Genomic DNA, 25,030 nt, shown 5'->3' on the forward strand with positions numbered 1-25,030 from the left:
ATGGTATAAAAAATCCCCATGATTGGGGATTTTTAGTGTTATTCAAAAGCCTGCTGACCAAACTTAGCTTGCTCGCTGTCTTTTTGTTCATCAACAGTTGGATAGCGAGTGCTAGGCTCTTGGGAAAATGAGCTTTGTTTGTTCATCGCTTTGTCGGCAGTGGCAGTCATGGCGTTACAACCAGTTAGGGCAACTGCCAATAGGGCAAGCAGGCTAAGATGTTTCATAAAGTACCTTTATTAAATACAAAAACTGTCAATTTATCCTAAATTTATGCAAGAATCATACCGATTTTTCGTACCGCACAAATTCAAACCCAATCCCACTCTTATCATCTATCTGCCTATCCGACCGCCACACTTCACAAAAATCGTCCGTAACGGTAGGATAATGCGTGTCGCCTTGCACGTCCAAATCCACCTCTGTGATTTCTAGCACGTCCGCCATGCTTAGGCTTTGGCGGTAAATCTCGCCCCCACCAATGATAAAAATCCTATCTTTGCCGAGTTGCACCGCATCAGCTTTGGCGTTATTGATAGCTGTTGCCAAATCATGAGCCACCGCCACACCGTCCGCCGTCCATGCCGTATCTCGTGTGATGACGTGGTGCGTGCGATTGGGTAGGGGGCGACCGAGCGACTCGAACGTTTTTCGTCCCATGACAATCACGCCCCCTGTGGTGATTTCCTTAAAATGCTTTAAATCAGCAGGGATATGCCAAGCCAAATCATTGTCCTTGCCGATACAGTTTTGGCGGTCTTTGGCGACCACATGGACGATTTTTATGGGGTGTGTGGCACAAAATAAGGGCATGACGACTTCCAAAAATTGTTTTTTTTATTATAATAAGTGTGTATCAAAAAAGCAATTTATAAGGCATCTTATGAAAGCAATTCTACTTATCGCAGGTATTTTGACATTAACCGCCTGCCAATCCACTGCCACCCTAAACACACAAATCAATGATGATTTTAGACGCATCACGCAGGGCAAAACACCCAACGAGCTTGCGGATTTATTATACACCCAAGCAACCGCCAAATATCACAACCAAATGATAGACCCCTGTACCAAAATGCAAATCACAAAATCAGGCAATCAAGTGATTTTTGACAATCTGTTATTAGATGACCAATGTGGTAATAAGGTGAGAAATAGCGACCCAACCCAAATTCAAGCTCATATCCAATCGGGCAAACGCTTTCGTATCAATGAAATCAAAAAGACCCCAACCGCAGTCGCCATAATCAATGGTGGCGTAGAGCAAGTTTATCGCTATTATCTCATGCCAGAGCGTAAATTGGTTGGGGAATTTAAGATTGGTAAAGATGACATTAAATAATTTGCCAATTAGTGTGTAAATGTCATCAATAAAAACCCAGTATGTTAAAATATTGGGTTTTTATTTATTCAGTCAAATCTATGTTTTCTAAATCCAAATCCCAAAATCCCCAAAAACAACCCCTGCCCGATAATAAATACCGCCAATGCCCAATTTTGGCAATGATATATAGAATGCCAAATCAAATAAAATACAGACCCACTTTCAATCCATTGTAATAATAACCACATCACGGCATAATATATCGATACCCATATACCATAGATGAATTTATTTTTTATCAATCCCAATATCAATGAGCCTATCACGCCAATCATTGCCAATAATTTAAAAATCACGTCATCGTCATTGCCCGAGCTTTGGATTTCATAAATATAAAATGGCACACCGTCAAAAGCAGTGCAAAGATTATTGGCATTGACAAAAAACAATGCCATTGATGATAATCCTAGCACCCATGCCGATAATGGGCGATATGGGCTTGTTGTCATGATTGGGATAATTACACCGCCACGTCCGCTTTAATGCGTGCGTGTGATTGATAATTTACGATGTTAATATCATCAAATTTAAAATCAAACAAGTTATCAATATTTGGATTTAATTGTAATTCACAAAGTGGCAACGGCTCACGGGTCAGTTGCAGTTTAGCTTGCTCAAAGTGGTTATGGTACAAATGCGTATCGCCCCCCGTCCACACAAAATCACCCACACCCAGCCCACACACTTGGGCGACCATGTGCGTGAGTAGGGCATAGCTTGCGATATTAAACGGCACGCCCAAAAACACGTCCGCACTACGCTGATAAAGCTGGCACGACAGCTTGCCATTTACCACATAAAACTGAAACAGCGTATGGCAAGGCGGTAGGGCGACTTGGCTCGCTTCGTGCGGATTCCAGCCTGAGACGATGAGACGGCGAGAGTCGGGGTTGGTTTTGATTTCGTTCACAAGCCACGCAAGCTGGTCAAAGCCGTCCGCCTGATATGAGCCGTCAGCGTTTTTGGTTGCCCCAAAGTTACGCCATTGATGACCGTACACCGCCCCCAAATCGCCCGCTTGTCTGCCAAATCGTGCCGTCTGTTCGGCAGTCGCCCACTCGTCCCAAATGGTTACGCCATTATCCTGCAAGTATTTGACGTGGGTGTCGCCCTTGATAAACCACAAAAGCTCGTGCGTTATTGATTTCATATGCACTTTTTTTGTGGTGAGCAGGGGAAAGCCGTCTGCCAAATTAAACCGCATTTGATAACCAAACACCGAGCGGGTGCCTGTGCCTGTGCGGTCGGATTTGTCCGTGCCGTGGTTTAGGATATGGGATAGGAGTTCTAGGTATTGTTTCATTTTTTTCGCTCTTTTTAAAATAGGGTAGGGGATAAATTAAATTTGAAAATTATTTAATTAAAAGACATTAGACTTCTTGCGATACTAGGTTTTCCGTTCGCTCTGAGCCTGTCGAAGGGTCGGAAAACCGTTATGGTTCGACAAGCTCACCACGAACGGTTTTCTTTAATTCAGGGTTTCGCAAGAAGTCTATTGTCAATTTAAAAATTTTTAAATGTCAGATAGGTAGGGGCGAATCACATTCGCCCAATATTGTTTTGCGTTATGCTTTTTGCCAATCATAAATCGGCTTTTTATAGGCAAGAGCCATTAACACCACCCCTGCGATAATCATCGGCAGACTGTATAATTGCCCCTTGCTCATCCACCCAAATATCAGCTCATAGCCCACGTCAGGTTGACGGAAAAACTCGGTAATAAAACGGCTACACCCATAACCGAGCAAAAACAGAGCGGACACGGCATAGCGGGGGCGTGGCTTGGTGCTAAACCACCATAGCATCACAAACAGCACCAATCCTTCGGTAAAGGCTTGATAAAGCTGGCTTGGGTGTCGTGGCAGTAAGAAGTAATCGCCCATTTGCACGGCAATCTCATGTAAACTCGGGTCAGCATTGATAAGCTCGTGGTCGGCATGAACCGCTTGGGGAAAGTACATGAGATGAGCATAATCGCCATGCGACACCCGCCCCCACAGCTCGCCACCCACAAAGTTACCAATCCGCCCAAACAGTAAGCCTAACGGCACACAAGGGGCGATAAAATCCAGTACGGTAAAGGCGTGTTTTTTGTATTTACGTCCAAAAAAGAACATGGCAACCAGCACACCGACAAATCCGCCATGAAAGCTCATGCCCCCTTCCCATACCTTGAAAAGATAGGCAGGATTTGCCAAAAATTCGCCAAAATTGTACAAAATCACATAGCCAATCCGACCGCCCAAAATCACGCCCATTGCCCCAAAAAATATCAAATCGGAGACGGCTTCGCTCGTAAAATCGCCCCGTTTTTTGCCACGATAAGTCGCCAATATGTAGGCAGACAAAAAGGCAAGCAAGTACATAAGTCCATACCAATGCACTTGGATAAAGCCCAAATCAAGGGCGACAGGGTCAAATTGGGGGTGTGTGATTGCCATAAAAAATCATCAGCTAAAAATTGGCTTATGATAGCAAATTTTTACTCATTTTAAAATCAAATTAAATTGAAGTCTCATGTAAAAGCAGGCTAAAAACAAAAGGCAAATACATGGGTATTTGCCTAATAAATTGGGTGTTAAACCCAATCATTCGCCATAAATCTTGACATTTTGAGCAAAGGCACAGCCTTTTTGGCGAGCGGCGACAATCATCGCATCATGCTCGCCATAGAGTTTGGCTAGGGTGTTGGTTTTGGCTTGTCTTGCTCCACTGCCAAGTCCTGCCCCCCACGCTAATGGACGGATAGATACCACCACGACCGCCAGCAAGACCAATGCCGATACCTGTGGCGGACAGTCCGATGTTTTGGTTTTCGGTGGCTTTGGCGGTTTGGCTAATGCGAGCCACTTCGCTTTGTAGGACGGTGCAATCATAGCCTTGATAATTGGCAGGATTGACGTGTTGGGGGGCGATGTTGGTGGTGGCACAGCCTGTGAGAGCGACAGTGACAACCGCCAATGAGATGAGTGCTTTTTTCATAAAGATACCTATGTTGGTAAGTGCGATAAAGTTGGAATTATTTATTTTGTCCGGCACAGTTGGGACTGTTTGGGGCGGATGATAGGCTCGCCCATTCATCAGGCGTGTAGGCGTGAATGGCAAGGGCATGTACCGTACCGCCTTGTGTGGTCAGACAGGGATTGACCAAACCATAGACAAGCTGATGACGAGACGCCAGACGTTTGCCAACAAATTCATCACTGACGATGATGAGTTTAAAATGACTCTCTTTACCGTCAAAGTACCCTGCGTGCATATGACTTTCGTTATCTAAGGTTATGTGCGTGGGGTGCAGGGCGGTTAGGGCATGGGTTAGGGCGGTTTGGGTGTTCATGATGTGGCTTTTATTTGTTTAAAAAGTTTAAAAAGGCTTAAATAGGGGGTATAATACCATTTATCAAAATAATTATCAAAAATCATTTATCCAAAAACCATTTATTCAAAACCATAGAGACCCTTATGAGCGACCATTCATCAGCATCTAAAATCCCAAACGACATTCCACCCCCACCCGAACCGCCCGAAGATTATGAATGCTGTGATAATGGCTGTGATGAGCTGTGTGTATTTGAAATTTATAAATTGCAAAAAGCGGATTATGATGCCAAATGGGGTCATGTGATTGATAAAAATGAATGATTGGGGGTTTATGAGATTATCCAAAGATGATTAAAATTTCATCAGACCTCTTTCCAAACTACCCCAGCTCAAAATTATAAATCGCAGAAATTAGATTCACCCTTAATCCAAATCTTTTTCTGCGATTGCGGTAGCGACATGATAAGATTTTAAAACACTTGAGTTTCCCAATGACATGTTCATTGGTTACTCGCTTGGATGATAACTTGCGATTTGCTTTTTTATCTGCTTTGGTTAAAGGTTTAAGTTTTGTCTTTTTCTTTGGTAGTTGGCTATTTGCATGAGTTTGTTGTATGCCTTGATAGCCTGAATCTACTTGAATCAAAATACTTTGTTTGATGGTTATTTTTGATGATTGGTAGAGTTTAAAGTCATGCATGCCTCCTCTACCAACATGGGTGCATAGTATTCTCTTACTCTTTTTATCAACAACAATTTGTGCTTTTAAGGTATGACGTTTCTTTTTGCCTGAGTACTGTCGCCTTTGCTTTTTTTAGGTCTCTCTATGGGGATTTCTGTGGCATCAATGAGTACAGTTTCAAGGTTGTTGTCTTGCCATAAGGCTTTTTTACCTGGCAAGGCAAAGTCTTTGTGATTGATGAGTATACCTTCCACCCATTTAATTGCCTTGCACACAGCACTTTTAGTAATACCAAAGTCTTGGGCTATGTGAAATTGACTGCGGTATTCTCTGTAGTAGTTTAAGGTTATGACAAGTTTACTCTCTGGGCTAATTTTGGCTTTTCTACCGCCTTTTTTATGTTGTTCATTGTAGGCTTCTTGTAGTATTGTAAGCATGTGTTGATAAGTAGTTCTTTTTATACCAAAGTATCGTTTAAACTCACTGTCGTTTAGTTTTTCAGCTTGCTTGGGTGTCATGTCTTGGTTTTTTAAGGTTAAATGGGTATTATAACATGATGTGTTGTTGGTTTGGAAAGGGGTCTATTAAATTTCTCAATGATAAAATTTATCAAATAATTCTCGCAATTTTACCAAAAAATGATAAACTAAGTTAAACTTTTAAATGATAAACATTCATGAAAACCGCCATTATCCTTGTCAATCTAGGCACGCCTGACGAACCCACCCCACAGGGCGTTCGCCGTTATTTGCGTGAGTTTTTGTCCGATACTCGGGTGATTGAAATTCCATCCTTTATTTGGAAAATTATCCTTAATCTGTTTGTATTAACCACCCGTCCCAAACGTGTCGCTCATGCGTATCAAAGCGTATGGACACAAGACGGCTCACCCCTGCTAGCGATTTTAAAACAGCAAGCAAGCCTGCTTGAAGACCACCTTGCCAAGCAGGGCAAAAACGTCCCTGTTTTTCCTGCGACTACTTATGGCAATCCTAACATCAAGGCGGTCATGGCGGATTTAGAAGATAAAGGCTATGATGACTTTATCGTCTTTTCGTTGTACCCACAATATTCGGCAACGACCACAGGGGCGGTGTTTGATAAAGTGGCAGAGTATTGCATGAAAAAGCGTAATATGCCCGCCGTGCAGTTTACCAGAGATTATCACGACCACCCGTTATATATACAGGCGTTGGCGGATAGTATTCGTAAGTTTTGGGCAGAGCATGGGCGAGCTGACAGGCTACTCATGAGTTTTCACGGCATTCCTAAGCCTTATGCTGACAAAGGTGACCCTTATGCCGATGAGTGCCGTAAAACGGCGGTGCTAGTCGCAAGCGAGCTAGGACTTGGCACACACGAATGGGCGATAAGTTTCCAATCACGCTTTGGGGCTCAGGAATGGCTAAAACCCTACACCGACGAGCTTCTGACTGAATGGGGTAATCAAGGCGTGTCGGTGCAAGTGCTAAGCCCTGCTTTTTCTGCTGATTGCTTGGAGACCTTAGAAGAGCTGGCGGTAGAGAACCGTGATAACTTTATCAACGCTGGCGGTAAGTCGTATCAGTATATCCCCGCTCTAAATACCGATGAGTTACATATCCAGCTCATGGCGGACATGGTGGGGCGGTATTTGTGAGTGTGCTTTGCTATACCAATTTTATGCCCAAATGCCAAAATTTTACCGCCAAAGTAGATGACTAAATCAAACAGGCGTGATAAACTAACAAAATTTATTTGAAAAAGATTTTTGGGATTTGGTGCTATGAGTACTTTTTTGACGATAGTCGTTGTATTGGTCATTTTGCTGGGGCTATGGCTGATTATCCGCAGTATGCTTGCCAAGGATTTTGAAGGCGACACCAAGACATTGGCGTACAAGGACGGTTTGCCGATTTTGCCCCGAGATGAGCGGGGGCAGTCGGCACTATCAGTGGAAACACAGAGCCAAGATGAGACGGTCAGTGCCGAGCCCGTCAAATCAGGGCGAGAGTTGGCTGATGAGACCAAAGCGGACGCCCTGTCAAGCCTTGCCATGGTCGCAAGCCAAGACTCTAATGCTCATAACACTCCCCAAGATGATGATGCCGACATACTAGCCGATGAACCCATTAAAAAAGAGCGGTTTACCGAGCCGTCAAGTGACTTTGTCCAGAACTCACCTGTGCTTGACCGTCATCTTGAAGAACAGCAAGCCTTTGACCAAGACAACGACCCCTTGCTCAATGCCCAAGAGACGGTTACGGTCGTCATCACCCCCAAAGACCAATACAATGGACTCTCAGGCAGGGCGGTGCTTGATATCGTCAGAGCCTATGGGCTAAAATACGGCGTGATGAACATGTATCATCGCTATGAGCGTGAAGACGGCACGGGCAAGCTGTGGTTTAGCATGCTGGGCGTGGGTTATGATGGTTCGGTGGAAGGCTTTGATTTAAACACTTTGACTGACAGCCATTTTAGTGCGTTATCGCTGTTCTTGTCTTTGCCACACCCCCATGCCTTGCGTGGTTTTGATAGCATGGTATCGGTCGCCCAGATGATTGCCAAAGACATCAATGCCGATGTGCATGATGATGAAGGCTATATCTTGGACGGGGCGTATTTGGCAAAACTGCGTGCCAAAGTTGCCGATTACCGTTAATCAACCATGATTGAAAAGCCGTCTTTGATAGGGCGGTTTTTTAAACGTTAAAATTTACCTATTTTTAAATTATTCAATTAAAATCCTAAAAACACCATGACTGATTTATTTACTTCTGCCAACTTATCTGCCGATACACCTGCCAATGACGATACAGCGATTATCGCCCAAATGCGACAGCTTATCACCGCCCTAAAACGCCATAACCACGCCTATTATGTGCTAGACAACCCAACCATTACAGACGGCGAATATGACAGTTTGCGTGCCAAATTAGTCCAGCTGGAAAATGACTTTCCCACGCTAAAACAACAAGACAGCCCGACTGATAATGTGGGCGATACGCCCTTGCCGTTTTTTACCCAAGTTACTCACGATTTGCCCATGTTGTCGCTTGGTAACGTGTTTAATGCCGATGACATGGCAAATTTTGTCCGCCGTGTTAATGAGCGTTTAGACAGCAAAAACCAAAATCCCGAATTTGAAATGGAGCTTAAACTGGACGGTTTGGCGGTATCTTTAAAATACATCAATGGCGTATTTAGCCAAGCCGTAACTCGTGGGGATGGACGGGTGGGCGAAGACATCACGCACAACGTCCGTACCATTCGTAACCTACCACTTGTACTTGATGATTGCAAAGACATTGATCTTTTAGAGGTGCGTGGCGAGGTGTTAATGCCAAAAGCAGGATTTTTAAAATTAAACGAACAAAGTCGTAAACGTGGCGAGAGGGTCTTTGCCAACCCCAGAAACGCAGCAGCAGGGTCATTAAGACAGCTAAATCCTGCCATCGCCAAATCCCGTCCATTGGCTTTTTATGGTTATTCGGTCAATCAAGGTCTGCCCAATGCCATCACAACCCAAAGTGGAGCAATGCGTTTTTTGCAGGCACAGGGGTTTCATGTATCGCCCTTTAAAGTGGTGGCAAATTTACAAGACATTGATGACTTTTATCAAGCGACCATAGCAGGGCGAGATGAGTTGCCTTTTGAGATTGATGGCATGGTGGTTAAATTAAACTCGCTTGCCTTACAAGATGATTTGGGGTTTTTAAGTCGTGAGCCACGTTGGGCGACTGCTTACAAATTCCCTGCCACGACCGCCACAACACGCCTACTGGATGTAGAATGGCAAGTAGGGCGGACAGGACAGCTCACCCCCGTGGGCAAACTTGACCCTATCAATGTCGGGGGCGTTACCGTAAGCAACGTTACCTTGCATAACTTCGGCGAGATTGGACGGCTTGGGGTCATGATAGGCGACATCGTGAGCATTCACAGGGCAGGGGACGTGATTCCCAAGGTGTCAGGCGTGATGACGGATTTGCGTGATGACAACGTGCGTGAGATACATTTGCCGACCGCTTGCCCTGTCTGTGATTCGCCCGTGGTGCTACCAGACGGTGAAGCTCTGGCACGTTGCATGGGGGGGCTTGTTTGTACCGCCCAAGCCCAAGAAGCCTTGATACATTTTGTTTCACGCAAGGCCATGGATATTGACGGTTTGGGATCGCAGTGGCTCATTAAGTTTTTTGACATGGGGCTGATTAAAACGGTGGCGGATATTTATCGTCTGGCAGATAAGGTGGCAGTTTTGCAAAACCTAGAAGGCTTGGGCGAAAAGTCGGTTGCCAATATGTTATCCGCCATTGACAAATCAAAAGCCACAACCCTACCACGTTTTATCTTTGCCTTAGGCATTCGTGGGGTGGGCGAGAGTACGGCACTAAACCTAGCCGAGCATTTTGGCGAGCTTGACAAACTACAATCGGCAAGTGTGGACGAGCTGTTAAAGGTGGTGGATATTGGTGAGATTACCGCCAAAAATATCCATGAGTTTTTCCGTTCCGAGCATAACATGGCGGTGGTAGATGATTTGGTGGCGTTGGGCGTGCATTGGCAAGCGGTCATCAAGGACACAGGCAACGCCCCCCTTGACGGACAAACGTGGGTGGTAACAGGCACGCTTGGGACAATGGGTCGAGACGAAGCCAAAGCCCATTTGCAAGCGTTGGGGGCGAAAGTCTCAGGGTCGGTGTCTGCCAAAACCAGCGTGCTACTGGCAGGCGAGAAAGCAGGCTCTAAGCTAGATAAGGCAAATGAGCTTGGCGTGCGTGTGGTGGGCGAAGATGAGTTTATGGCGTTGCTTGCTGAACATGGTAGATTATAAAGATTGGTTATGTATTGACAAAGGTTTAAAACTGTTGGTAAATTGTTGTTTTAACATTTGGATAGGGCAAATTGCAATTTGCCCCTACGATACTCTGTCAAATGATAATTTTACCCTGTCAAAACTACTTATCCGATTTCAAAACGCCAATGTAAAAACGGGCGTGTTCAACACGCCCCTACAAGGTATTATTTTAAAATTTAGCATTGACATTATTTGCTAAAATTTATGTAATTAAAAAGGACTTACCATGCCCCACACAAACACCCCCAACACCCAAAACCTATTTTCCATGATAGGTTTGGTTATCGGCTGTGTGCTGTTTGGGCTTGGCAGTCTCATTGTCGCCCATGTGGATAGCGTGGGGGCGTATGCCATGGCGTTTTGGCGACTGAGTGTGTCGGCACTCATCTTTTTATCGCTTGCTCTGATATTTCGCCAGCCTTTCCCCAATTCACGGCGTGCGGTCATCTTGGCACTCATCTCAGGCGGTGCGTTGGGGCTTGATTTGGGGCTTTGGCATGAGAGCATCTATGCCGTAGGGCCGGGCATTTCTACTTTATTAAATAGCTTGCAGATTTTCTTTTTGGCATTCATCGCCTTTGCGTGGTTTGGCGAAAAACAGACCAAATTACAACTGTTTAGCCTGGTACTTGCGTCCATTGGCGTGGCACTCATCGCAAGCCCTGAATTTGCTCACAACTCGTCCGCTTTGTGGGGTTTTGTGTCGGGGATTTTGTCGGGGGCGTTTTTGGCGGTGTCCATGTCCTTTGTCAGACGTACGCATGAAGTGGCAGATGTGGCGATTTTCCCCATGATGACTTTGGTGGGCGTGGGCGGTGCGTTGGCTCTATTGCCACTCATGCTGATGTTTGATGTGGGTAAAATCCTACCAACTACCCTGCCCGAATGGGGCTGGATACTCGTCTATGGGGCGGTCATGCAGTGTATGGCGTGGGGGCTAATTGCCTATTCTATCCCCAAAATCGCTTTGTCTTTGACGGGACTGCTACTTTTGACCGAACCTGTTGCCACGCTCATCATTGATTATTTTTGGCTAGATAAACCGATTGATGCCATGCAATGGGGCGGGGCGTTTTTGGTAATGTTTGCCATTTATTTGGGGTCGCCCAGAAAGGGATAATTAGAAAAAGGGCAATGGCAAATTGGGCAAGAAATTTACCCAATTTACTGCCGTATTGGATTATTGCCCCAACACCGTTTTAATCAATTTTTCAGCATTGGCAAGGGTATTTGCCACGTCAGACGGCTGTATTTGACTGCCTTTAATCAACTCATTGGCAGGGGTGTATATGACCTGTACCTGCCCATCAGTTTCGGTGATTAGCACCTTTAAGGGTAATGCTAGGGCAAAAGCAGGGTCTTTTTTCATGAGCGGTGTGCCTGCTTTGGGGCTGCCATAGATAATCACGGTGGCAGGTTGCATGGTCATACCGTCATCTTGGGCAGCTTTGGCGTGATCAATGGTGGCAAATACAGTCATGCCTTTGCTTTGGATGGCAGATTTTAGGCGACTAACCGTGGTATTAAAATCATAAGGGCTAATTAGATTGGTGTGAGTCATGGCGGTGGCTTTTGTTGGTTCGTGGACAGGACTGATGGCAGTACATGCACTAAGCGATAAGGTTAGGGCAAGCAAGGCCAAGCTGGGGGTTTTCATGATATTTTCCTAAAATAAATTTCCTAAAAATACAACTGGGCATCTTTGCCTTTGTCATCTGTTGTGCTGTCATAAAAATGACTGTTTTGGTTTAAGGCAGTTCAACTACAAGTTAAATTTTTAAATCAAGTCATCAATAATTAATTGCATCATTAAAGATTTAACATGATGAAGATTTAACATGATGAGTCTGACATGCTCCATATTAGCACCAAATGAGATAAAAATAAAGTCAAAAATTTTAGTAAAAGTTCAAAAAGTACTTGCAAATACCAAAAATATGTATATAATAGCAGTCCTTAACAACCTTAGGCGACTGGCTCAATTGGTAGAGCAGCGGACTCCAAATCCGCAGGTTGGGGGTTCGAGTCCCTCGTCGCCTGCCATCTTTTTATTTCCCCTTTTTTAATCATCACTTCCTTATTTTAAGGAAATCTTTTGCATGAGCGACAATAAGAATAATCCCCAAAACGACACCAAAAGCGATTTAGAAACTCGCTTGGCAGACGCCAAAGCCACTGCCGAGAGCCTACTAAATAAACGCAAAGCCGTTGTCGTCTCCGAAGAAAATGTCGTTGATGTGGCAACCACTCGCTCTGGTGTGGATATCGTGCTGTGGCTCATCGCTATTTCGGCACTTATTAGCTCTACCTTGATTTCTACTTATTTGCCACGCTATTGGGCACCTGCCACCGAGTCAATCACTCAGCTGCTTATCACGGCAGGACTTGTGCTGTTGGCGGTGATTTGCCTTGCCTTTACCCATCAAGGACGAGCCTTTAAAGTATTGCTAAAAGACGCAGGCATTGAGCTTCGCCGTGTGACATGGCCGACCAAAAACGAGACCTTTAAATACACATGGCAGGTCATTGTGGTGATGATTATCGTGGGTTTTATCGTGTGGCTTTTAGATAATTTATTTAATTATCTACTTGGGTTTATTTTGCATTAATCTTATCTCTTATCGGCTTATATCATTAGGAAAATCATCATGCGTTGGTATATCATTCAAGCATTTTCAGGTTATGAAAAACAAGTTCAACGTGCCTTAATTGAACGTATCAAAAGAAGTGAGCTGTCCGAGTATTTCGGTGATGTGCTTGTGCCGACCGAAGAAGTGATTGAAATGCGTGATGGCAAAAAACGCACCGTTGAACATAAACTATTTCCCGGTTATGTGCTTATTGAAATGGAAATGCGTGAAGATACATGGCATGTGGTTAAAGACTGCCCGAACATCTCAGGCTTTATCGGTGGCACCAAAGACCAACCTGCCCCCATCACCAAAGTAGAAGCTGACCGCATTCTAAACCGCATCAATAAAGGTGCAGACGCTCCAAGACCGAAGACCATGTTTGAGCCAGGTGAAGAAGTGCTTATCATCGACGGGCCTTTTGCCGACTTTAAAGGCATGGTCAAAAAAGTGGATTGTGAAAAATCCAAACTGTCTTTGACGGTCAGTGTGTTTAGTCGTCCGACAGACGTTGAGATTGAATTTGCAAAAGTTGAAAAAACAGTTTAATTTTTTATAAAAACCTGTTATAATAGTCTTTTAGCTCTGAACAGATGTTCGGGGCTTTTGATTGACATACAAATCAGCACCGAGCTGATTGTAATTTAGGTGAATTTGGAAGTGTTTTCAAATTTGAACATCACGGGGAGCTATTTTAGCGTTATCACCCACCATTGGAGAGTATTCTCATGGCAAAGAAGATTGATGGCTACATCAAGCTACAAGTGCCTGCTGGCAAAGCAAACCCATCACCACCTATTGGTCCTGCTTTGGGTCAAAAAGGCGTGAACATCATGGCGTTCTGTAAAGAATTTAACGCCGCTTCTGCAAACATCGAACCAGGTCTGCCAATTCCTGTGGTCATTACCGTATTTAATGACAAGTCATTTACGTTTGTGATGAAGTCACCACCTGCGGCAGTATTGCTACGTAAAGCAGCTGGCATTGCCAAAGGTTCTGCTGTTCCTAACAAAACCAAAGTTGGTACAGTAACTCGTGCTCAACTAGAAGAAATCGCCAAAACCAAAGAAGCGGATTTGACCGGTGCTGACCTAGACGCAGCGGTACGTACCATCGCTGGTACTGCCCGTTCTATGGGTCTTAATGTGGAGGGTGTGTAATGGCTAAGCTAACCAAGCGTCAAAAGCTAATCAGCGAAAAAGTTGATGCTAACAAACTATACACCATCGAAGAAGCGGTTGAGATTCTAAACAGCCTACCTGCTGCTAAATTTAAAGAGTCTATTGACATTGCCATCAATTTGGGTGTTGATCCACGTAAATCAGACCAAGTGGTTCGTGGTGCAACCAACCTACCTGCTGGTACTGGCAAAACTAAGCGTGTTGCGGTATTTGCCCAAGGTGCTGTTGCTGACGCCGCCAAAGAGGCAGGTGCGGACGTTGTTGGCTTTGAAGACCTAGCAGAGAGCATTAAAGCGGGCAACCTTGACTTTGATGTTGTTATCGCTTCTCCTGATGCGATGCGTGTTGTTGGTCAGTTGGGTACTGTATTGGGTCCTCGTGGTTTAATGCCAAACCCAAAAGTTGGTACAGTAACTGCCGATGTTGCTACTGCGGTTAAAAACACCAAAGCAGGTCAGGCTCAGTATCGTGTAGATAAAGCAGGTATTATTCATGCTTCTATCGGTCAAGTAGGCTTTACTGGTGAGCAAATCGAGCAAAACGCAACTGCTCTACTAAATGACCTAAAACGTGCTAAACCAGCCACTTCTAAGGGTATTTATATCAAGAAGATTACGCTATCTAGCACCATGGGTCCTGGTCTTGCCATTGACCCAGTACCACACCGTGCCAACAAATAATCCTTGATGGATTTGGGCGAAAAATCACAAATTGCTTGCTTTTTGAGATTTTTCGCTTATCTTATAATGGTGCAATTTTATGACAAGTTACCCGCATGACTTGCTCATAAAAACAGATTTTAAGACATTAGCTCAGCACAACGGGTTGTGCTGTCTAAGACCGTAGGTGTTGGTAGTTATTCTTAAACATCAGCCTAATGAATGGGTAAAATCATTCGCCTACGCAGACGGTGAAAATCTCGCCGTATATTCGGTGCAAGTCTTTATTTATATTGGCTTGTAAAATTAATTATCACTTAGTGATAAATATGGAGACAACCCATGGCACTAAATCTTCAAGACAAACAAGCAATTGTTGCTGAAGTAAATGAAGCTGCCAAAGTTGCCCTATCTGCTGTTGTTGCCGATTCTCGTGGCGTGACAGTGGGTCAGATGACCGAACTTCGTAAACAAGCTCGTGCAGCAGGCGTTGAGATGCGTATCGTACGTAACACGCTACTACGTCGTGCCTTAGAAGGTACTGACTATGCTTGCATGAATGATGTTTTCGTAGGTCCTACCTTGATTGCATTTTCAAATGAACACCCAGGTGCTGCGGCACGTCTGTTCAAGGAATTTGCCAAAGGTAATGACAAGTTCGAAATCAAAGGTGCAGCTTTTGAAGGCGAATTTATTGATGCAAAATCTATTGATAAACTCGCAACCCTACCTACTTACGACGAAGCGATTGCACGTCTGATGGGTACCATGAAAGAAGCCGCAGCGGGCAAACTGGCTCGTACACTTGCCGCTCTTCGCGACAAAATGGAAGCCGAAGCCGCTTAATCTTAGACATCGGTTATCGCTTTTATTTAATCAAACTTTTTATTCAATCTTTATTTCATAGGAATAATTGCTATGTCACTAACTAACGAACAAATCTTAGATGCTATCGCAGCTAAATCAGTTATGGAAATCGTTGAGCTTATCTCTGCGATGGAAGAAAAATTCGGTGTATCTGCTGCTGCTCTAGCTGCTGCTCCTGTTGCTGGTGGCGACGCTGGCGGTGCTGCTGAAGAAAAAGATGACTTCAACGTTGTTATCACTTCTGCTGGCGACAAGAAAGTTGCTGTTATTAAAGTAGTGCGTGAAGTTACCGGTCTAGGTCTAAAAGAAGCCAAAGACCTGGTTGAAGGTGCACCACAAACTGTTAAAGAAGGTGCTTCTAAAGCTGAAGCTGAAGAGCTTAAGAAGAAACTTGAAGAAGCTGGTGCTTCTGTTGAACTTAAATAATCTAAGTTTAACCGCTTAACTCATTTTTCTTAGATTGATAATCATCAATTTAGCACAAGAAATTTGATAAAAACCCCATTTTGTTATTGCAAGATGGGGTTTTTTACTGTATAATTGGGTATTTGACCTTTTGTGTTAGCACGGTCTTTTAAGCTGGTGTCAGCACACTTCAAAAAGGACAAACGCTCCCTATGCACAAGCCATATTTTTAAAGTTTTTGATAAGCTAAATGCGTTACCGTGTTTGGCGTGTTTTTGTGTCTTTGATATTTAAAAATGTAGGGCAAAAGAGCAGTAGTTAATTTTTGAAGATTGGTAGTTTTCTGGTACTCAATCAGAGTGCTTTTCTTAGTTTAACGTAAGGATTCTTAATGGCATATTCTTATACTGAAAAAAAACGTATTCGTAAAAGTTTTTCTCGTCTGCCTGATGTGATGGACGTGCCGTACTTGCTCGCCATTCAGGTGGATTCTTACGAGCAGTTTTTACAAGAACACAAAAAACCTGCTACCCGTGCTAACATCGGTTTGCAAGCAGCGTTTTCATCTATTTTTCCCATAACCAGTCATTCTGGCAATGCTGAGCTACAATACGTCGAATATTATCTGGGTGAGCCTGAGTTTGATGAGCGTGAATGTATCATGCGTGGCTCAACCTTTGCCGCCCCCCTACGTGTCAAGATTCGCCTAGTGGTCAAAGACAAAGACGCCAAAGACAAAGAAAGCAAAGCAGCGATTAAAGACATTCGTGACCAAATCGTGTACATGGGCGAGATTCCGCTCATGACCGACAATGGTACGTTCATCATTAATGGTACTGAGCGTGTGATTGTTTCACAACTTCACCGCTCCCCCGGCGTGTTCTTTGATCACGACAAAGGCAAATCACATTCTAGTGGTAAAGTACTTTATAACGCCCGTATCATTCCTTATCGTGGCTCATGGCTTGATTTTGAATTTGATGTCAAAGACTTGGTGTACGCCCGTATCGATCGTCGTCGTAAATTGCTTGCAACCATCATCTTGCGTGCCATTGGCATGAACACTGCGGATATTTTGTCCACATTCTTTGAGACCGTAGATGTCTTTAAAGGCGACAATGGTTTTGAAGTTGAGCTTGTGCCTGAGCGTCTACAAGGCGAGATGGCACAGTTTGACATTGTCTCGCCTGAGGGTAAGGTCATTGTTGAGCAAGGTAAGCGTATTAACGCTCGCCGTATTAAGGAAATCCAAGCGTCTGGCATGACCAAATTGGCGGTGCCTGATGAGTATCTGTACGAGCGTATCCTTGCCGAAGACGTGATTTATCATGATGAAGTGCTTGCCCGTGCCAACAGCTTGATTGACCATGAATTGCTGGTTAAACTGGCTGATAAGAACATCAAAGGCTTTAAAATCCTATTTACCAATGACATCGACCATGGGGCGTATATCGCTGACACACTGCGTGCTGACACGATTACCACGCGTGAAGAGGCACTCATTGAGATTTATAAGGTCATGCGTCCAGGCGAGCCACCAACCTTGGAAACTGCCGAAAAACTATTTGAATCAATGTTTTTTAGCCACGAGCGTTATGACTTATCAAACGTTGGTCGCATGAAGTTTAACCGTCGTTTGGGTCGTGATTTTGTAGATAGCGACAGCATTGAAGTGCAACGTGAGCAGGGCGTGTTGTCTAATCAAGACATCATTGATGTCCTAAAAGAGCTGATTGAGATTCGTAACGGTCGTGGCGAAGTGGACGACATCGACCATCTGGGTAACCGTCGTATCCGCTCGGTGGGCGAGATGACCGAGAATCAATTCCGTATCGGTTTGGCTCGCGTGGAGCGTGCAGTCAAAGAGCGTCTGACCGCTGCCGAATCTGACAACCTATCGCCCCAAGACTTGATTAACTCTAAGCCTGTGGCGGCGTCCATCAAAGAGTTTTTTGGTTCATCACAGTTGTCCCAGTTCATGGATCAAAACAACCCACTGTCAGAGATTACGCATAAACGTCGTGTTTCTGCCCTAGGTCCTGGTGGTTTGACCCGTGAGCGTGCAGGCTTTGAGGTGCGTGACGTACATACCACGCATTATGGGCGTGTGTGTCCGATTGAAACGCCTGAGGGCCCAAACATCGGTTTGATTAACTCATTGGCGGTCTTTGCCAAAACCAATAACTTTGGCTTCTTAGAAACGCCTTACCGCCGTGTGATGGATGGTAAGGTAACAGATGACATTGAATACATGTCTGCCATTGAAGAGGTTGGGGCTGTTGTTGCCCAAGCAGATTCACCCATGAATGAGCATGGCGAGCTGACCGAAGAGATGGTGATGGTGCGTTATCATGGCGAATCGGTGCGTATGAGTCCCGATAAAGTAACGCACATGGACGTATCGCCACGTCAGGTTGTGTCGGTAGCAGCGAGCTTGATTCCATTTTTGGAGCATGACGATGCTAACCGTGCCTTGATGGGTTCGAACATGCAACGTCAAGCTGTGCCAACTTTGCGTGCTGATAAACCGCTTGTGGGTACAGGCATGGAACGCCATGTTGCTCGTGACAGTGGCGTGTGTGTTGTCGCCAAGCGTGGCGGTGTGATTGAAGAGGTTGATGCCAGTCGTATTATCGTACGTGTCAATGATGCTGAAATGATCGCAGGTGAGGCAGGTATTGATATTTATAATCTCATCAAATACACCCGTTCCAACCAAAACACCTGTATTAACCAACGCATCATTGTCAATGCTGGCGATGTGATTGCTCGTGGTGATATCTTGGCTGATGGCCCATCTACTGATTTGGGTGAACTTGCTTTGGGTCAAAACATGCGTGTGGCGTTTATGCCATGGAATGGGTATAACTTTGAGGACTCTATTTTGCTCTCTGAGCGAGTGGTTCAAGAAGACCGTTTCACCACGATTCACATTCAAGAGTTAACTTGTGTGGCTCGTGATACCAAACTTGGGCCAGAAGAGATTACAGGCGATATTCCAAACGTGGGCGAGGCAGCTCTATCAAATCTTGACGAAGCGGGTATTGTCTATATCGGTGCTGAGGTGGATGCTGGCGATATTTTGGTTGGTAAAGTAACACCAAAAGGTGAAAGTCAGCTGACCCCAGAGGAGAAGTTACTTCGTGCCATTTTTGGTGAAAAAGCGGCGGATGTTAAAGACACATCTTTGCGTGTGCCGTCATCAACTAAGGGCACAGTTATTGATGTGCAAGTCTTTACCCGTGATGGATTGGAAAAAGACAGCCGTGCCAAAGCCATTGAAAAAGCAATGCTTGATGATTATCGTAAAGACCTAAAAGAAGAGCTGGTGATTTTTGAAGCAGCGGCACGTGGTCGTATCATCACGTTGCTAGATGGCAAAAAAGTCTCAGGCGGTGCAGGCTTTAAAGCAGGTACAGTACTGACAGGTGCTGACATGGAGAGCTTAGCACTTGAAACCTTGCTTGACATCCAACCTGCCGAAGAGGAAATCTCTGAACGTCTCACTCAGATTGCTGATTACTTAACCGATAAGCAAAAAGAGATTGATGATAAATTTGCCAGAAAAAAAGCCAAACTAACCGCAGGTGATGATTTGGCTCATGGTGTGCAAAAAATCGTGAAGGTATATTTGGCGGTAAAACGTCGTATCCAACCTGGTGATAAAATGGCAGGTCGTCACGGCAACAAGGGTGTCGTCTCTCGCATCATGCCGGTTGAAGACATGCCTTATGACGAAAACGGCAATCCGGTGGACATCGTGCTAAACCCACTGGGCGTACCATCTCGTATGAACATCGGTCAGGTGCTAGAAACGCATCTGGGCATGGCAGCACGTGGTTTGGGTGATAAGATTAACGCCATGTTACGCTCACAAGTTGCTGTTGGCGAGTTGCGTGAATTCTTAGATAAGATTTATAATCAAGTCGGTGGCGAGCAGGTGGATTTGGACAGTTTGTCCGATGAAGACATCCTGGCCATGGCTGAGAATTTGCGTGCTGGTGTGCCAATGGGTACGGCAGTCTTTGATGGTGCTAAAGAAACCCAAATCAAAGAGCTGTTAGAGCTAGCAGGGCTTGATAAATCAGGTCAGCAAACGCTATATGACGGACGCACCGGTAAGAAATTTGACCGTCCTGTCACGGTTGGCTATATGTATATGCTAAAACTTAACCACTTGGTTGATGATAAGATGCATGCTCGTTCTACCGGTTCTTACTCACTGGTTACTCAGCAACCACTTGGTGGTAAAGCCCAGTTCGGTGGTCAGCGTTTCGGTGAGATGGAAGTGTGGGCGTTGGAGGCATATGGTGCAACCTACACCTTGCAAGAGATGCTGACTGTGAAGTCGGATGATGTTGAGGGTCGTACTCGCATGTATAAGAACATCGTGGACGGTGAGCAGTACATGAATCCGGGCATGCCTGAGTCGTTTAACGTACTGACCAAAGAAATTCGCTCTTTGGGTATTAACATTGACCTAAAAGAGAAAAAGTAATTGCTGTTAAGTTAGGTGCTTGTCTTTGATGAGCACCAGCTTGCGATGACATAAAACTAAGCGGAGAAGTCATTTGAAAGATTTATTAGACATCATGAAAGGCCCTGCTGATGGCGGGGTAAAAGAGTTTGACAGCATTCAAATTTCTTTGGCAAGCCCTGATACCATCAAATCATGGTCGCATGGCGAAGTCAAAAAACCCGAAACCATTAACTACCGCACCTTTAAACCTGAGCGTGACGGTCTGTTTTGTGCCAAAATCTTTGGGCCTGTCAAGGATTTTGAGTGTTTGTGTGGCAAATACAAGCGTCGTAAATTCCAAGGCATTATTTGTGAAAAATGTGGCGTAGAGGTGACCGCCGCCAAAGTTCGCCGAGACCGCATGGGTCATATCGAGCTTGCCAGTCCTGTGGCACATATTTGGTTCTTAAAATCCTTGCCAAGCCGTATTGGTCTATTGCTTGACATCACTTTGCGTGATATCGAGCGTGTGCTATATTTTGAAAGCTATATCGTTACCGATCCTGGCATGACAGGGCTTGAAAAATACCAACTGCTAGATGATGAGCAATATTTTAATGCCCTAGAACAATATGGCGATGAGTTTATTGCTAAGATGGGTGCAGAAGCGGTTCAAGACTTACTAAAAGACATTGATGTCGATGGTGAGATTGATGAGCTACGTGCGACCATTCCCCAAACAGGCTCTGAAACCAAACTCAAAAAGATGTCAAAACGCTTGCAACTGTTAGAAGCGTTCCGTGATTCAGGTAACAAGCCCGAATGGATGGTGATGACCGTATTGCCTGTATTGCCACCTGATTTGCGTCCATTGGTGCCACTTGAAGGTGGTCGTTTTGCTACGTCTGATTTGAACGATTTGTATCGCCGTGTCATCAACCGTAACAACCGTCTAAAACGCCTGTTAGAGCTCAACGCCCCTGACATCATCGTGCGTAATGAGAAGCGTATGCTTCAAGAAGCGGTCGATGCTCTGCTTGACAACGGTCGCCGTGGACGTGCCATCACAGGTTCAAACAAGCGTCCATTAAAGTCGCTTGCGGACATGATTAAAGGTAAGCAAGGTCGTTTCCGTCAAAACCTTTTGGGTAAGCGTGTGGACTACTCGGGTCGTTCGGTGATTGTGGTAGGTCCAACCCTGCGTCTGCACCAATGCGGCCTACCTAAGAAAATGGCATTAGAGCTATTTAAGCCATTTACTTATGCCAAATTATTGCAAAATAACATCGCCCAGACCATCAAAGCCGCCAAGAAAATGGTGGAGCGTGAAGAGCCTGTGGTGTGGGACATGCTAGCGAGCGTCATTCGTGAACACCCTGTGCTATTGAACCGTGCCCCAACCCTTCACCGTCTAGGTCTGCAAGCCTTTGAGCCTGTACTTATTGAAGGTAAAGCCATCCAGCTCCACCCACTCGTGTGTGCGGCATTTAACGCCGACTTTGACGGTGACCAAATGGCGGTACACGTACCACTAACCTTAGAAGCTCAGCTTGAAGCTCGTGCCTTGATGATGTCTACCAATAATATCCTATCGCCTGCCAATGGTGAGCCGATTATTGTGCCATCACAAGACGTGGTACTTGGTTTGTACTACATCAGCCGTAGTCATGTCAATGCCAAAGGCGAAAATATGGCGTTTAGTACGGTCAATGAAGCCTTGCGTGCCATCGGTTCTGATGACTTATCTGTCAATGCCAAAATCAAAGTGCGTGTTACTGAGACGATTTTGGATGAAAGAACTGGCGAGAGAACCACCAAGACCGAAATCAAAGACACGGTTGCAGGACGTTTGCTGATTTGGAACATCATGCCAGAGGGCATGGCATTTGAAGAATGCAACAAAGAGATGACCAAGAAAAACATCTCTAAGTTACTAAACTCATGCTATCGCAAACTGGGTGTTAAAGAGTCTGTTCTATTTGCTGACCATTTGATGTATCTAGGCTTTGCCCAAGCGACCTTATCAGGCATCTCAATCGGCATGGAAGACATGGTGATTCCGCCGAACAAAAAAGAGATTGTTGATACTGCGGACGCCGAGGTGCGTGAGATTGAACAGCAGTTTGAGGGTGGTTTTGTTACCGCAGGTGAACGCTATAACAAAGTAGTTGATATCTGGTCTCGTACGTCTGACAAAATCGCCAATGCGATGATGGATAACTTATCGACCGATGAAGTGGTAAACAGTCAAGGCGAGATTGAGAAAGAAAAATCCTTTAACTCCATCTATATGATGGCAGACTCAGGGGCTCGTGGTAGTGCCACACAGATTCGTCAGCTTGCCGGTATGCGTGGTTTGATGGCAAAACCAGATGGCTCTATCATTGAGACACCGATTAAAGCAAACTTCCGTGAAGGCTTGACGGTATTGCAGTACTTTATCTCAACGCACGGTGCCCGTAAAGGTCTTGCCGATACCGCTCTAAAAACCGCTAACTCAGGTTATCTGACCCGTCGCTTGGTAGACGTGGCACAGGATTTGGTGATTACGCATGATGACTGTGGTACCGACGCAGGACAGCTCATGACCCCTGTGATTGATGGTGGTGAGATCGTTGAGCGTTTGGGCGACCGTGTGTTAGGTCGTGTGACCGCCAAAGATGTTACCAATCACGATGGTGAAGTCGTTATCCCAGCAGGTACGTTGATTGACGAGCGTCTGGTTGAAGTGCTGGACAATAACGCCATTGATGAGGTGTATGTACGTTCGGTCATTACCTGTGAAGCAACGCAGGGTGTATGTGCTAAATGTTATGGTCGTGATTTGGCTCGCGGTCATCTTGTCAATATCGGCGAGTCTGTCGGTGTTATGGCAGCCCAGTCCATTGGTGAACCGGGTACACAGCTGACCATGCGTACGTTCCACGTCGGTGGTGCGGCAAGTGCAGCATCAGTAGATAACAGCGTATCAGTGGGTAATAATGGTACGGTACGTTTCCACAACATGAAGACCGTAGAACATGCTGATGGTCATTTGGTGGTTGTATCGCGTTCGGCAGAGATTGGTGTGGCAGACGCCCAAGGTCGTGAGCGTGAGCGTTATAAAGTGCCTTATGGTTCTAATATCTTGGTACGTGACGGTGCCGAAGTGGGTGCAGGCGATGTCATTGCCAAATGGGATCCGCATACCCACCCAATCATTACCGAGTTTGCTGGTACGGCACGATTTAGCGACATTGCCGATGGCATGACCGCGACCGTCAAAGTGGATGAAACCACGGGCATGAGCTCCTTTGAGATTTTGGCAAGTAAAGACCGTCCAAGTCTCTCCAAAGACTTACGTCCTGCCATCATCCTAGATACGACAGATGGGCGTGAAGTGGTCTATTTCCTACCTGCTGAGACTGTGATTCGTGTGTCAGAGGGCGAGGCGGTAACTGCAGGTTCGGTACTCGGTCGTGTGCCACAAGCCACATCAGGTACCAAGGACATTACCGGTGGTCTGCCACGAGTGGCTGATTTGTTCGAAGCTCGTAAACCAAAAGACCACGCCATCATGGCAGAAGTGAGCGGTACGGTGTCATTTGGTAAAGAAACCAAAGGCAAAAACCGCTTTGTCATCACTGATGAAGAGGGTAATGAACACGAAGAGTTGATTCCAAAATGGCGTCAAATCAACGTCTTTGAGGGCGAGCATGTCGAGCGTGGTGAGATTGTCTCTGATGGTCCACAAAATCCACATGACATCTTACGCTTAAAAGGCGAGACAGCATTGGCAAATTACGTGGTTAATGAGGTCCAAGAGGTTTATCGCTTACAAGGTGTGAAGATTAACGATAAGCACATCGAGGTTATCGTTCGTCAAATGCTCCGTAAAGTAGAAGTGATTGATGGCGGTGATTCTAGCTACTTCAAAGGCGACCAAGTGGAATACACCAAAGTGCGTGCCTTGAACGAAGAGCTTATCGCTAATGACAAATTCCCAATCGTCTATGAGCGTCAGCTACTGGGTATTACCAAAGCATCGCTTGCCACCGAGTCGTTTATCTCAGCAGCGTCATTCCAAGAGACCACACGTGTCTTGACGGCGGCAGCAACGATGGGTAAAGTGGACGACTTGTCTGGTCTCAAAGAGAACGTGGTTGTTGGTCGCTTGATTCCTGCTGGTACGGGTTTGGCGTATCATCAAAACCGCCAACGCCTTGCCGAGCGTGGTTTGGAGCCAGTCATTACTGTAACCGAAGACCCGTACACCAAGCCTGCCGACCCACTACTGGCTGGAACGGACGCCAAAGATGACTTTGCGGCGGCTTTTGCCAGTGAATTTGGTCAAAGTGAATAATTCTTAACAATAAAAAAGCTCGCTTAGGCGGGCTTTTTTATGCCTTCTAAAATTCAGCCCCCTCCAACAACTTGATACGCTCTGCAAGGTTAAATTGCCATTCGTCTTATAGATTATGGGTAATCTGTATGTTGATTTTAATGTTTTTAAAATTTATTAACATAATCTTTTAAAAATAGTCCATTTTCATTTATTTTTCCCAACCGATCATCAAATTATCATTTATACTAATGATATATAAATAAAAACTTATAAATAAA

Annotated in this window: 23 protein-coding genes and 1 tRNA gene; 15 read left to right on the forward strand and 9 right to left on the reverse strand. The window is 45.2% G+C overall.

What is annotated here, in order from left to right:
* Positions 1 to 38 precede the first annotated feature (38 nt).
* A complete protein-coding gene (locus AAHK14_RS07705; protein ID WP_065255698.1) occupies positions 39 to 227 on the reverse strand; it encodes a hypothetical protein in 189 nt (62 codons plus the stop codon).
* Between the two features lie 55 nt (positions 228 to 282).
* Positions 283 to 813, reverse strand: coding sequence for a dihydrofolate reductase (locus tag AAHK14_RS07710; protein WP_065255699.1), 531 nt, complete (start codon positions 811 to 813; stop codon positions 283 to 285).
* A 70-nt stretch (positions 814 to 883) separates the two neighbouring features.
* Here AAHK14_RS07710 and AAHK14_RS07715 point away from each other — a divergent pair, with 70 nt between their 5' ends.
* Complete coding sequence (locus AAHK14_RS07715; protein ID WP_065255700.1) at positions 884 to 1,342, forward strand: hypothetical protein; 459 nt, start codon at positions 884 to 886, stop codon at positions 1,340 to 1,342.
* A gap of 68 nt (positions 1,343 to 1,410) precedes the next feature.
* Here AAHK14_RS07715 and AAHK14_RS07720 read toward each other — a convergent pair whose 3' ends face one another.
* From AAHK14_RS07720 to AAHK14_RS07740, 5 genes are all read right to left on the reverse strand, one after another.
* Positions 1,411 to 1,833: a hypothetical protein gene (locus AAHK14_RS07720; RefSeq protein ID WP_156065061.1), complete on the reverse strand. Its 423-nt coding sequence runs from the start codon at positions 1,831 to 1,833 to the stop codon at positions 1,411 to 1,413.
* An 11-nt stretch (positions 1,834 to 1,844) separates the two neighbouring features.
* Positions 1,845 to 2,687 carry a thymidylate synthase gene (locus AAHK14_RS07725; RefSeq protein WP_065255702.1) on the reverse strand — a complete coding sequence of 281 codons (843 nt, stop codon included), beginning with the start codon at positions 2,685 to 2,687 and terminating at the stop codon, positions 1,845 to 1,847.
* A 262-nt stretch (positions 2,688 to 2,949) separates the two neighbouring features.
* Positions 2,950 to 3,825: a prolipoprotein diacylglyceryl transferase gene (gene lgt, locus AAHK14_RS07730; RefSeq protein ID WP_065255703.1), complete on the reverse strand. Its 876-nt coding sequence runs from the start codon at positions 3,823 to 3,825 to the stop codon at positions 2,950 to 2,952.
* Between the two features lie 217 nt (positions 3,826 to 4,042).
* Positions 4,043 to 4,366, reverse strand: a complete 324-nt coding sequence (locus AAHK14_RS07735; protein ID WP_194092632.1) for a hypothetical protein — start codon at positions 4,364 to 4,366, stop codon at positions 4,043 to 4,045.
* A gap of 37 nt (positions 4,367 to 4,403) precedes the next feature.
* Complete coding sequence (locus AAHK14_RS07740; protein ID WP_062501361.1) at positions 4,404 to 4,721, reverse strand: BolA family protein; 318 nt, start codon at positions 4,719 to 4,721, stop codon at positions 4,404 to 4,406.
* 125 nt (positions 4,722 to 4,846) lie between these two features.
* On the opposite strand from AAHK14_RS07740, the gene AAHK14_RS07745 reads away from it, so the two are divergent.
* Positions 4,847 to 5,026 (forward strand): oxidoreductase-like domain-containing protein, encoded by a 180-nt coding sequence (locus tag AAHK14_RS07745; RefSeq protein ID WP_062501360.1) that lies wholly within the window; start codon positions 4,847 to 4,849, stop codon positions 5,024 to 5,026.
* Positions 5,027 to 5,084: 58 nt separating this feature from the next.
* On the opposite strand, the gene AAHK14_RS07750 is transcribed toward AAHK14_RS07745, so the two are convergent.
* Positions 5,085 to 5,905, reverse strand: a protein-coding gene (locus AAHK14_RS07750) for an IS5 family transposase (protein ID WP_115247578.1) whose coding sequence is annotated in 2 segments (ribosomal slippage) — positions 5,085 to 5,521 and positions 5,521 to 5,905 — 822 coding nt in all. Because the reading frame shifts where the segments join, the coding sequence is not laid out codon by codon here.
* Positions 5,906 to 6,063: 158 nt separating this feature from the next.
* On the opposite strand from AAHK14_RS07750, the gene hemH reads away from it, so the two are divergent.
* From hemH to AAHK14_RS07770, 4 genes are all read left to right on the forward strand, one after another.
* Positions 6,064 to 7,026: a ferrochelatase gene (hemH, locus tag AAHK14_RS07755; protein ID WP_065255220.1), complete on the forward strand. Its 963-nt coding sequence runs from the start codon at positions 6,064 to 6,066 to the stop codon at positions 7,024 to 7,026.
* Between the two features lie 126 nt (positions 7,027 to 7,152).
* The gene (locus AAHK14_RS07760) at positions 7,153 to 8,031 is read left to right on the forward strand and encodes a cell division protein ZipA C-terminal FtsZ-binding domain-containing protein (protein WP_062498944.1); all 879 of its coding nucleotides are present in this window, start codon (positions 7,153 to 7,155) and stop codon (positions 8,029 to 8,031) included.
* Positions 8,032 to 8,127: 96 nt separating this feature from the next.
* Positions 8,128 to 10,203: an NAD-dependent DNA ligase LigA gene (ligA, locus tag AAHK14_RS07765; RefSeq protein WP_194092698.1), complete on the forward strand. Its 2,076-nt coding sequence runs from the start codon at positions 8,128 to 8,130 to the stop codon at positions 10,201 to 10,203.
* 250 nt (positions 10,204 to 10,453) lie between these two features.
* Entirely contained in the window at positions 10,454 to 11,347 is an 894-nt protein-coding gene (locus AAHK14_RS07770) for a DMT family transporter (RefSeq protein ID WP_065255222.1), read from the forward strand.
* Between the two features lie 60 nt (positions 11,348 to 11,407).
* On the opposite strand, the gene AAHK14_RS07775 is transcribed toward AAHK14_RS07770, so the two are convergent.
* On the reverse strand, positions 11,408 to 11,884 hold the full coding sequence (locus AAHK14_RS07775) for a DUF302 domain-containing protein (protein ID WP_065255223.1): 477 nt from the start codon (positions 11,882 to 11,884) through the stop codon (positions 11,408 to 11,410).
* Positions 11,885 to 12,194: 310 nt separating this feature from the next.
* Between AAHK14_RS07775 and AAHK14_RS07780 the strand changes: the two genes are divergently transcribed.
* From AAHK14_RS07780 to rpoC, 9 genes are all read left to right on the forward strand, one after another.
* A tRNA-Trp gene (locus tag AAHK14_RS07780) sits at positions 12,195 to 12,270 on the forward strand.
* A gap of 56 nt (positions 12,271 to 12,326) precedes the next feature.
* Positions 12,327 to 12,836, forward strand: a complete 510-nt coding sequence (gene secE, locus AAHK14_RS07785; protein ID WP_062498949.1) for a preprotein translocase subunit SecE — start codon at positions 12,327 to 12,329, stop codon at positions 12,834 to 12,836.
* Between the two features lie 36 nt (positions 12,837 to 12,872).
* Positions 12,873 to 13,406 (forward strand): transcription termination/antitermination protein NusG, encoded by a 534-nt coding sequence (gene nusG, locus AAHK14_RS07790; protein ID WP_281133693.1) that lies wholly within the window; start codon positions 12,873 to 12,875, stop codon positions 13,404 to 13,406.
* A gap of 179 nt (positions 13,407 to 13,585) precedes the next feature.
* On the forward strand, positions 13,586 to 14,017 hold the full coding sequence (gene rplK, locus AAHK14_RS07795; protein ID WP_062498951.1) for a 50S ribosomal protein L11: 432 nt from the start codon (positions 13,586 to 13,588) through the stop codon (positions 14,015 to 14,017).
* The gene (rplA, locus tag AAHK14_RS07800) at positions 14,017 to 14,718 is read left to right on the forward strand and encodes a 50S ribosomal protein L1 (protein WP_194092700.1); all 702 of its coding nucleotides are present in this window, start codon (positions 14,017 to 14,019) and stop codon (positions 14,716 to 14,718) included. The genes rplK and rplA overlap by 1 nt, the downstream gene beginning before the upstream one ends.
* 321 nt (positions 14,719 to 15,039) lie before the next feature.
* Positions 15,040 to 15,543 carry a 50S ribosomal protein L10 gene (gene rplJ / locus AAHK14_RS07805; protein ID WP_029102311.1) on the forward strand — a complete coding sequence of 168 codons (504 nt, stop codon included), beginning with the start codon at positions 15,040 to 15,042 and terminating at the stop codon, positions 15,541 to 15,543.
* A gap of 72 nt (positions 15,544 to 15,615) precedes the next feature.
* The gene (gene rplL, locus AAHK14_RS07810) at positions 15,616 to 15,990 is read left to right on the forward strand and encodes a 50S ribosomal protein L7/L12 (protein WP_062498953.1); all 375 of its coding nucleotides are present in this window, start codon (positions 15,616 to 15,618) and stop codon (positions 15,988 to 15,990) included.
* A gap of 370 nt (positions 15,991 to 16,360) precedes the next feature.
* The gene (gene rpoB / locus AAHK14_RS07815; RefSeq protein WP_065255225.1) at positions 16,361 to 20,467 is read left to right on the forward strand and encodes a DNA-directed RNA polymerase subunit beta; all 4,107 of its coding nucleotides are present in this window, start codon (positions 16,361 to 16,363) and stop codon (positions 20,465 to 20,467) included.
* A gap of 73 nt (positions 20,468 to 20,540) precedes the next feature.
* The gene (gene rpoC / locus AAHK14_RS07820; protein WP_065255226.1) at positions 20,541 to 24,770 is read left to right on the forward strand and encodes a DNA-directed RNA polymerase subunit beta'; all 4,230 of its coding nucleotides are present in this window, start codon (positions 20,541 to 20,543) and stop codon (positions 24,768 to 24,770) included.
* Positions 24,771 to 25,030: the final 260 nt, after the last annotated feature.

It is taken from the genome of Moraxella sp. K1664, assembly GCF_039693965.1.
In the GTDB taxonomy this organism is placed as follows: domain Bacteria; phylum Pseudomonadota; class Gammaproteobacteria; order Pseudomonadales; family Moraxellaceae; genus Moraxella.

Coding starts and splice junctions, on each gene's coding strand:
- AAHK14_RS07770 (WP_065255222.1), top strand. CDS start 10,454: ATGCCCCACACAAACACCCCCAACACCCAAAACCTATTTTCCATGATA.
- hemH (WP_065255220.1), top strand. CDS start 6,064: ATGAAAACCGCCATTATCCTTGTCAATCTAGGCACGCCTGACGAACCC.
- ligA (WP_194092698.1), top strand. CDS start 8,128: ATGACTGATTTATTTACTTCTGCCAACTTATCTGCCGATACACCTGCC.
- rplJ (WP_029102311.1), top strand. CDS start 15,040: ATGGCACTAAATCTTCAAGACAAACAAGCAATTGTTGCTGAAGTAAAT.
- AAHK14_RS07715 (WP_065255700.1), top strand. CDS start 884: ATGAAAGCAATTCTACTTATCGCAGGTATTTTGACATTAACCGCCTGC.
- rpoB (WP_065255225.1), top strand. CDS start 16,361: ATGGCATATTCTTATACTGAAAAAAAACGTATTCGTAAAAGTTTTTCT.
- AAHK14_RS07725 (WP_065255702.1), bottom strand. CDS start 2,687: ATGAAACAATACCTAGAACTCCTATCCCATATCCTAAACCACGGCACG.
- rplL (WP_062498953.1), top strand. CDS start 15,616: ATGTCACTAACTAACGAACAAATCTTAGATGCTATCGCAGCTAAATCA.
- AAHK14_RS07775 (WP_065255223.1), bottom strand. CDS start 11,884: ATGAAAACCCCCAGCTTGGCCTTGCTTGCCCTAACCTTATCGCTTAGT.
- AAHK14_RS07740 (WP_062501361.1), bottom strand. CDS start 4,721: ATGAACACCCAAACCGCCCTAACCCATGCCCTAACCGCCCTGCACCCC.
- AAHK14_RS07745 (WP_062501360.1), top strand. CDS start 4,847: ATGAGCGACCATTCATCAGCATCTAAAATCCCAAACGACATTCCACCC.
- AAHK14_RS07710 (WP_065255699.1), bottom strand. CDS start 813: ATGCCCTTATTTTGTGCCACACACCCCATAAAAATCGTCCATGTGGTC.
- secE (WP_062498949.1), top strand. CDS start 12,327: ATGAGCGACAATAAGAATAATCCCCAAAACGACACCAAAAGCGATTTA.
- rplK (WP_062498951.1), top strand. CDS start 13,586: ATGGCAAAGAAGATTGATGGCTACATCAAGCTACAAGTGCCTGCTGGC.
- AAHK14_RS07705 (WP_065255698.1), bottom strand. CDS start 227: ATGAAACATCTTAGCCTGCTTGCCCTATTGGCAGTTGCCCTAACTGGT.
- rplA (WP_194092700.1), top strand. CDS start 14,017: ATGGCTAAGCTAACCAAGCGTCAAAAGCTAATCAGCGAAAAAGTTGAT.
- AAHK14_RS07735 (WP_194092632.1), bottom strand. CDS start 4,366: ATGAAAAAAGCACTCATCTCATTGGCGGTTGTCACTGTCGCTCTCACA.
- lgt (WP_065255703.1), bottom strand. CDS start 3,825: ATGGCAATCACACACCCCCAATTTGACCCTGTCGCCCTTGATTTGGGC.
- AAHK14_RS07720 (WP_156065061.1), bottom strand. CDS start 1,833: ATGACAACAAGCCCATATCGCCCATTATCGGCATGGGTGCTAGGATTA.
- AAHK14_RS07760 (WP_062498944.1), top strand. CDS start 7,153: ATGAGTACTTTTTTGACGATAGTCGTTGTATTGGTCATTTTGCTGGGG.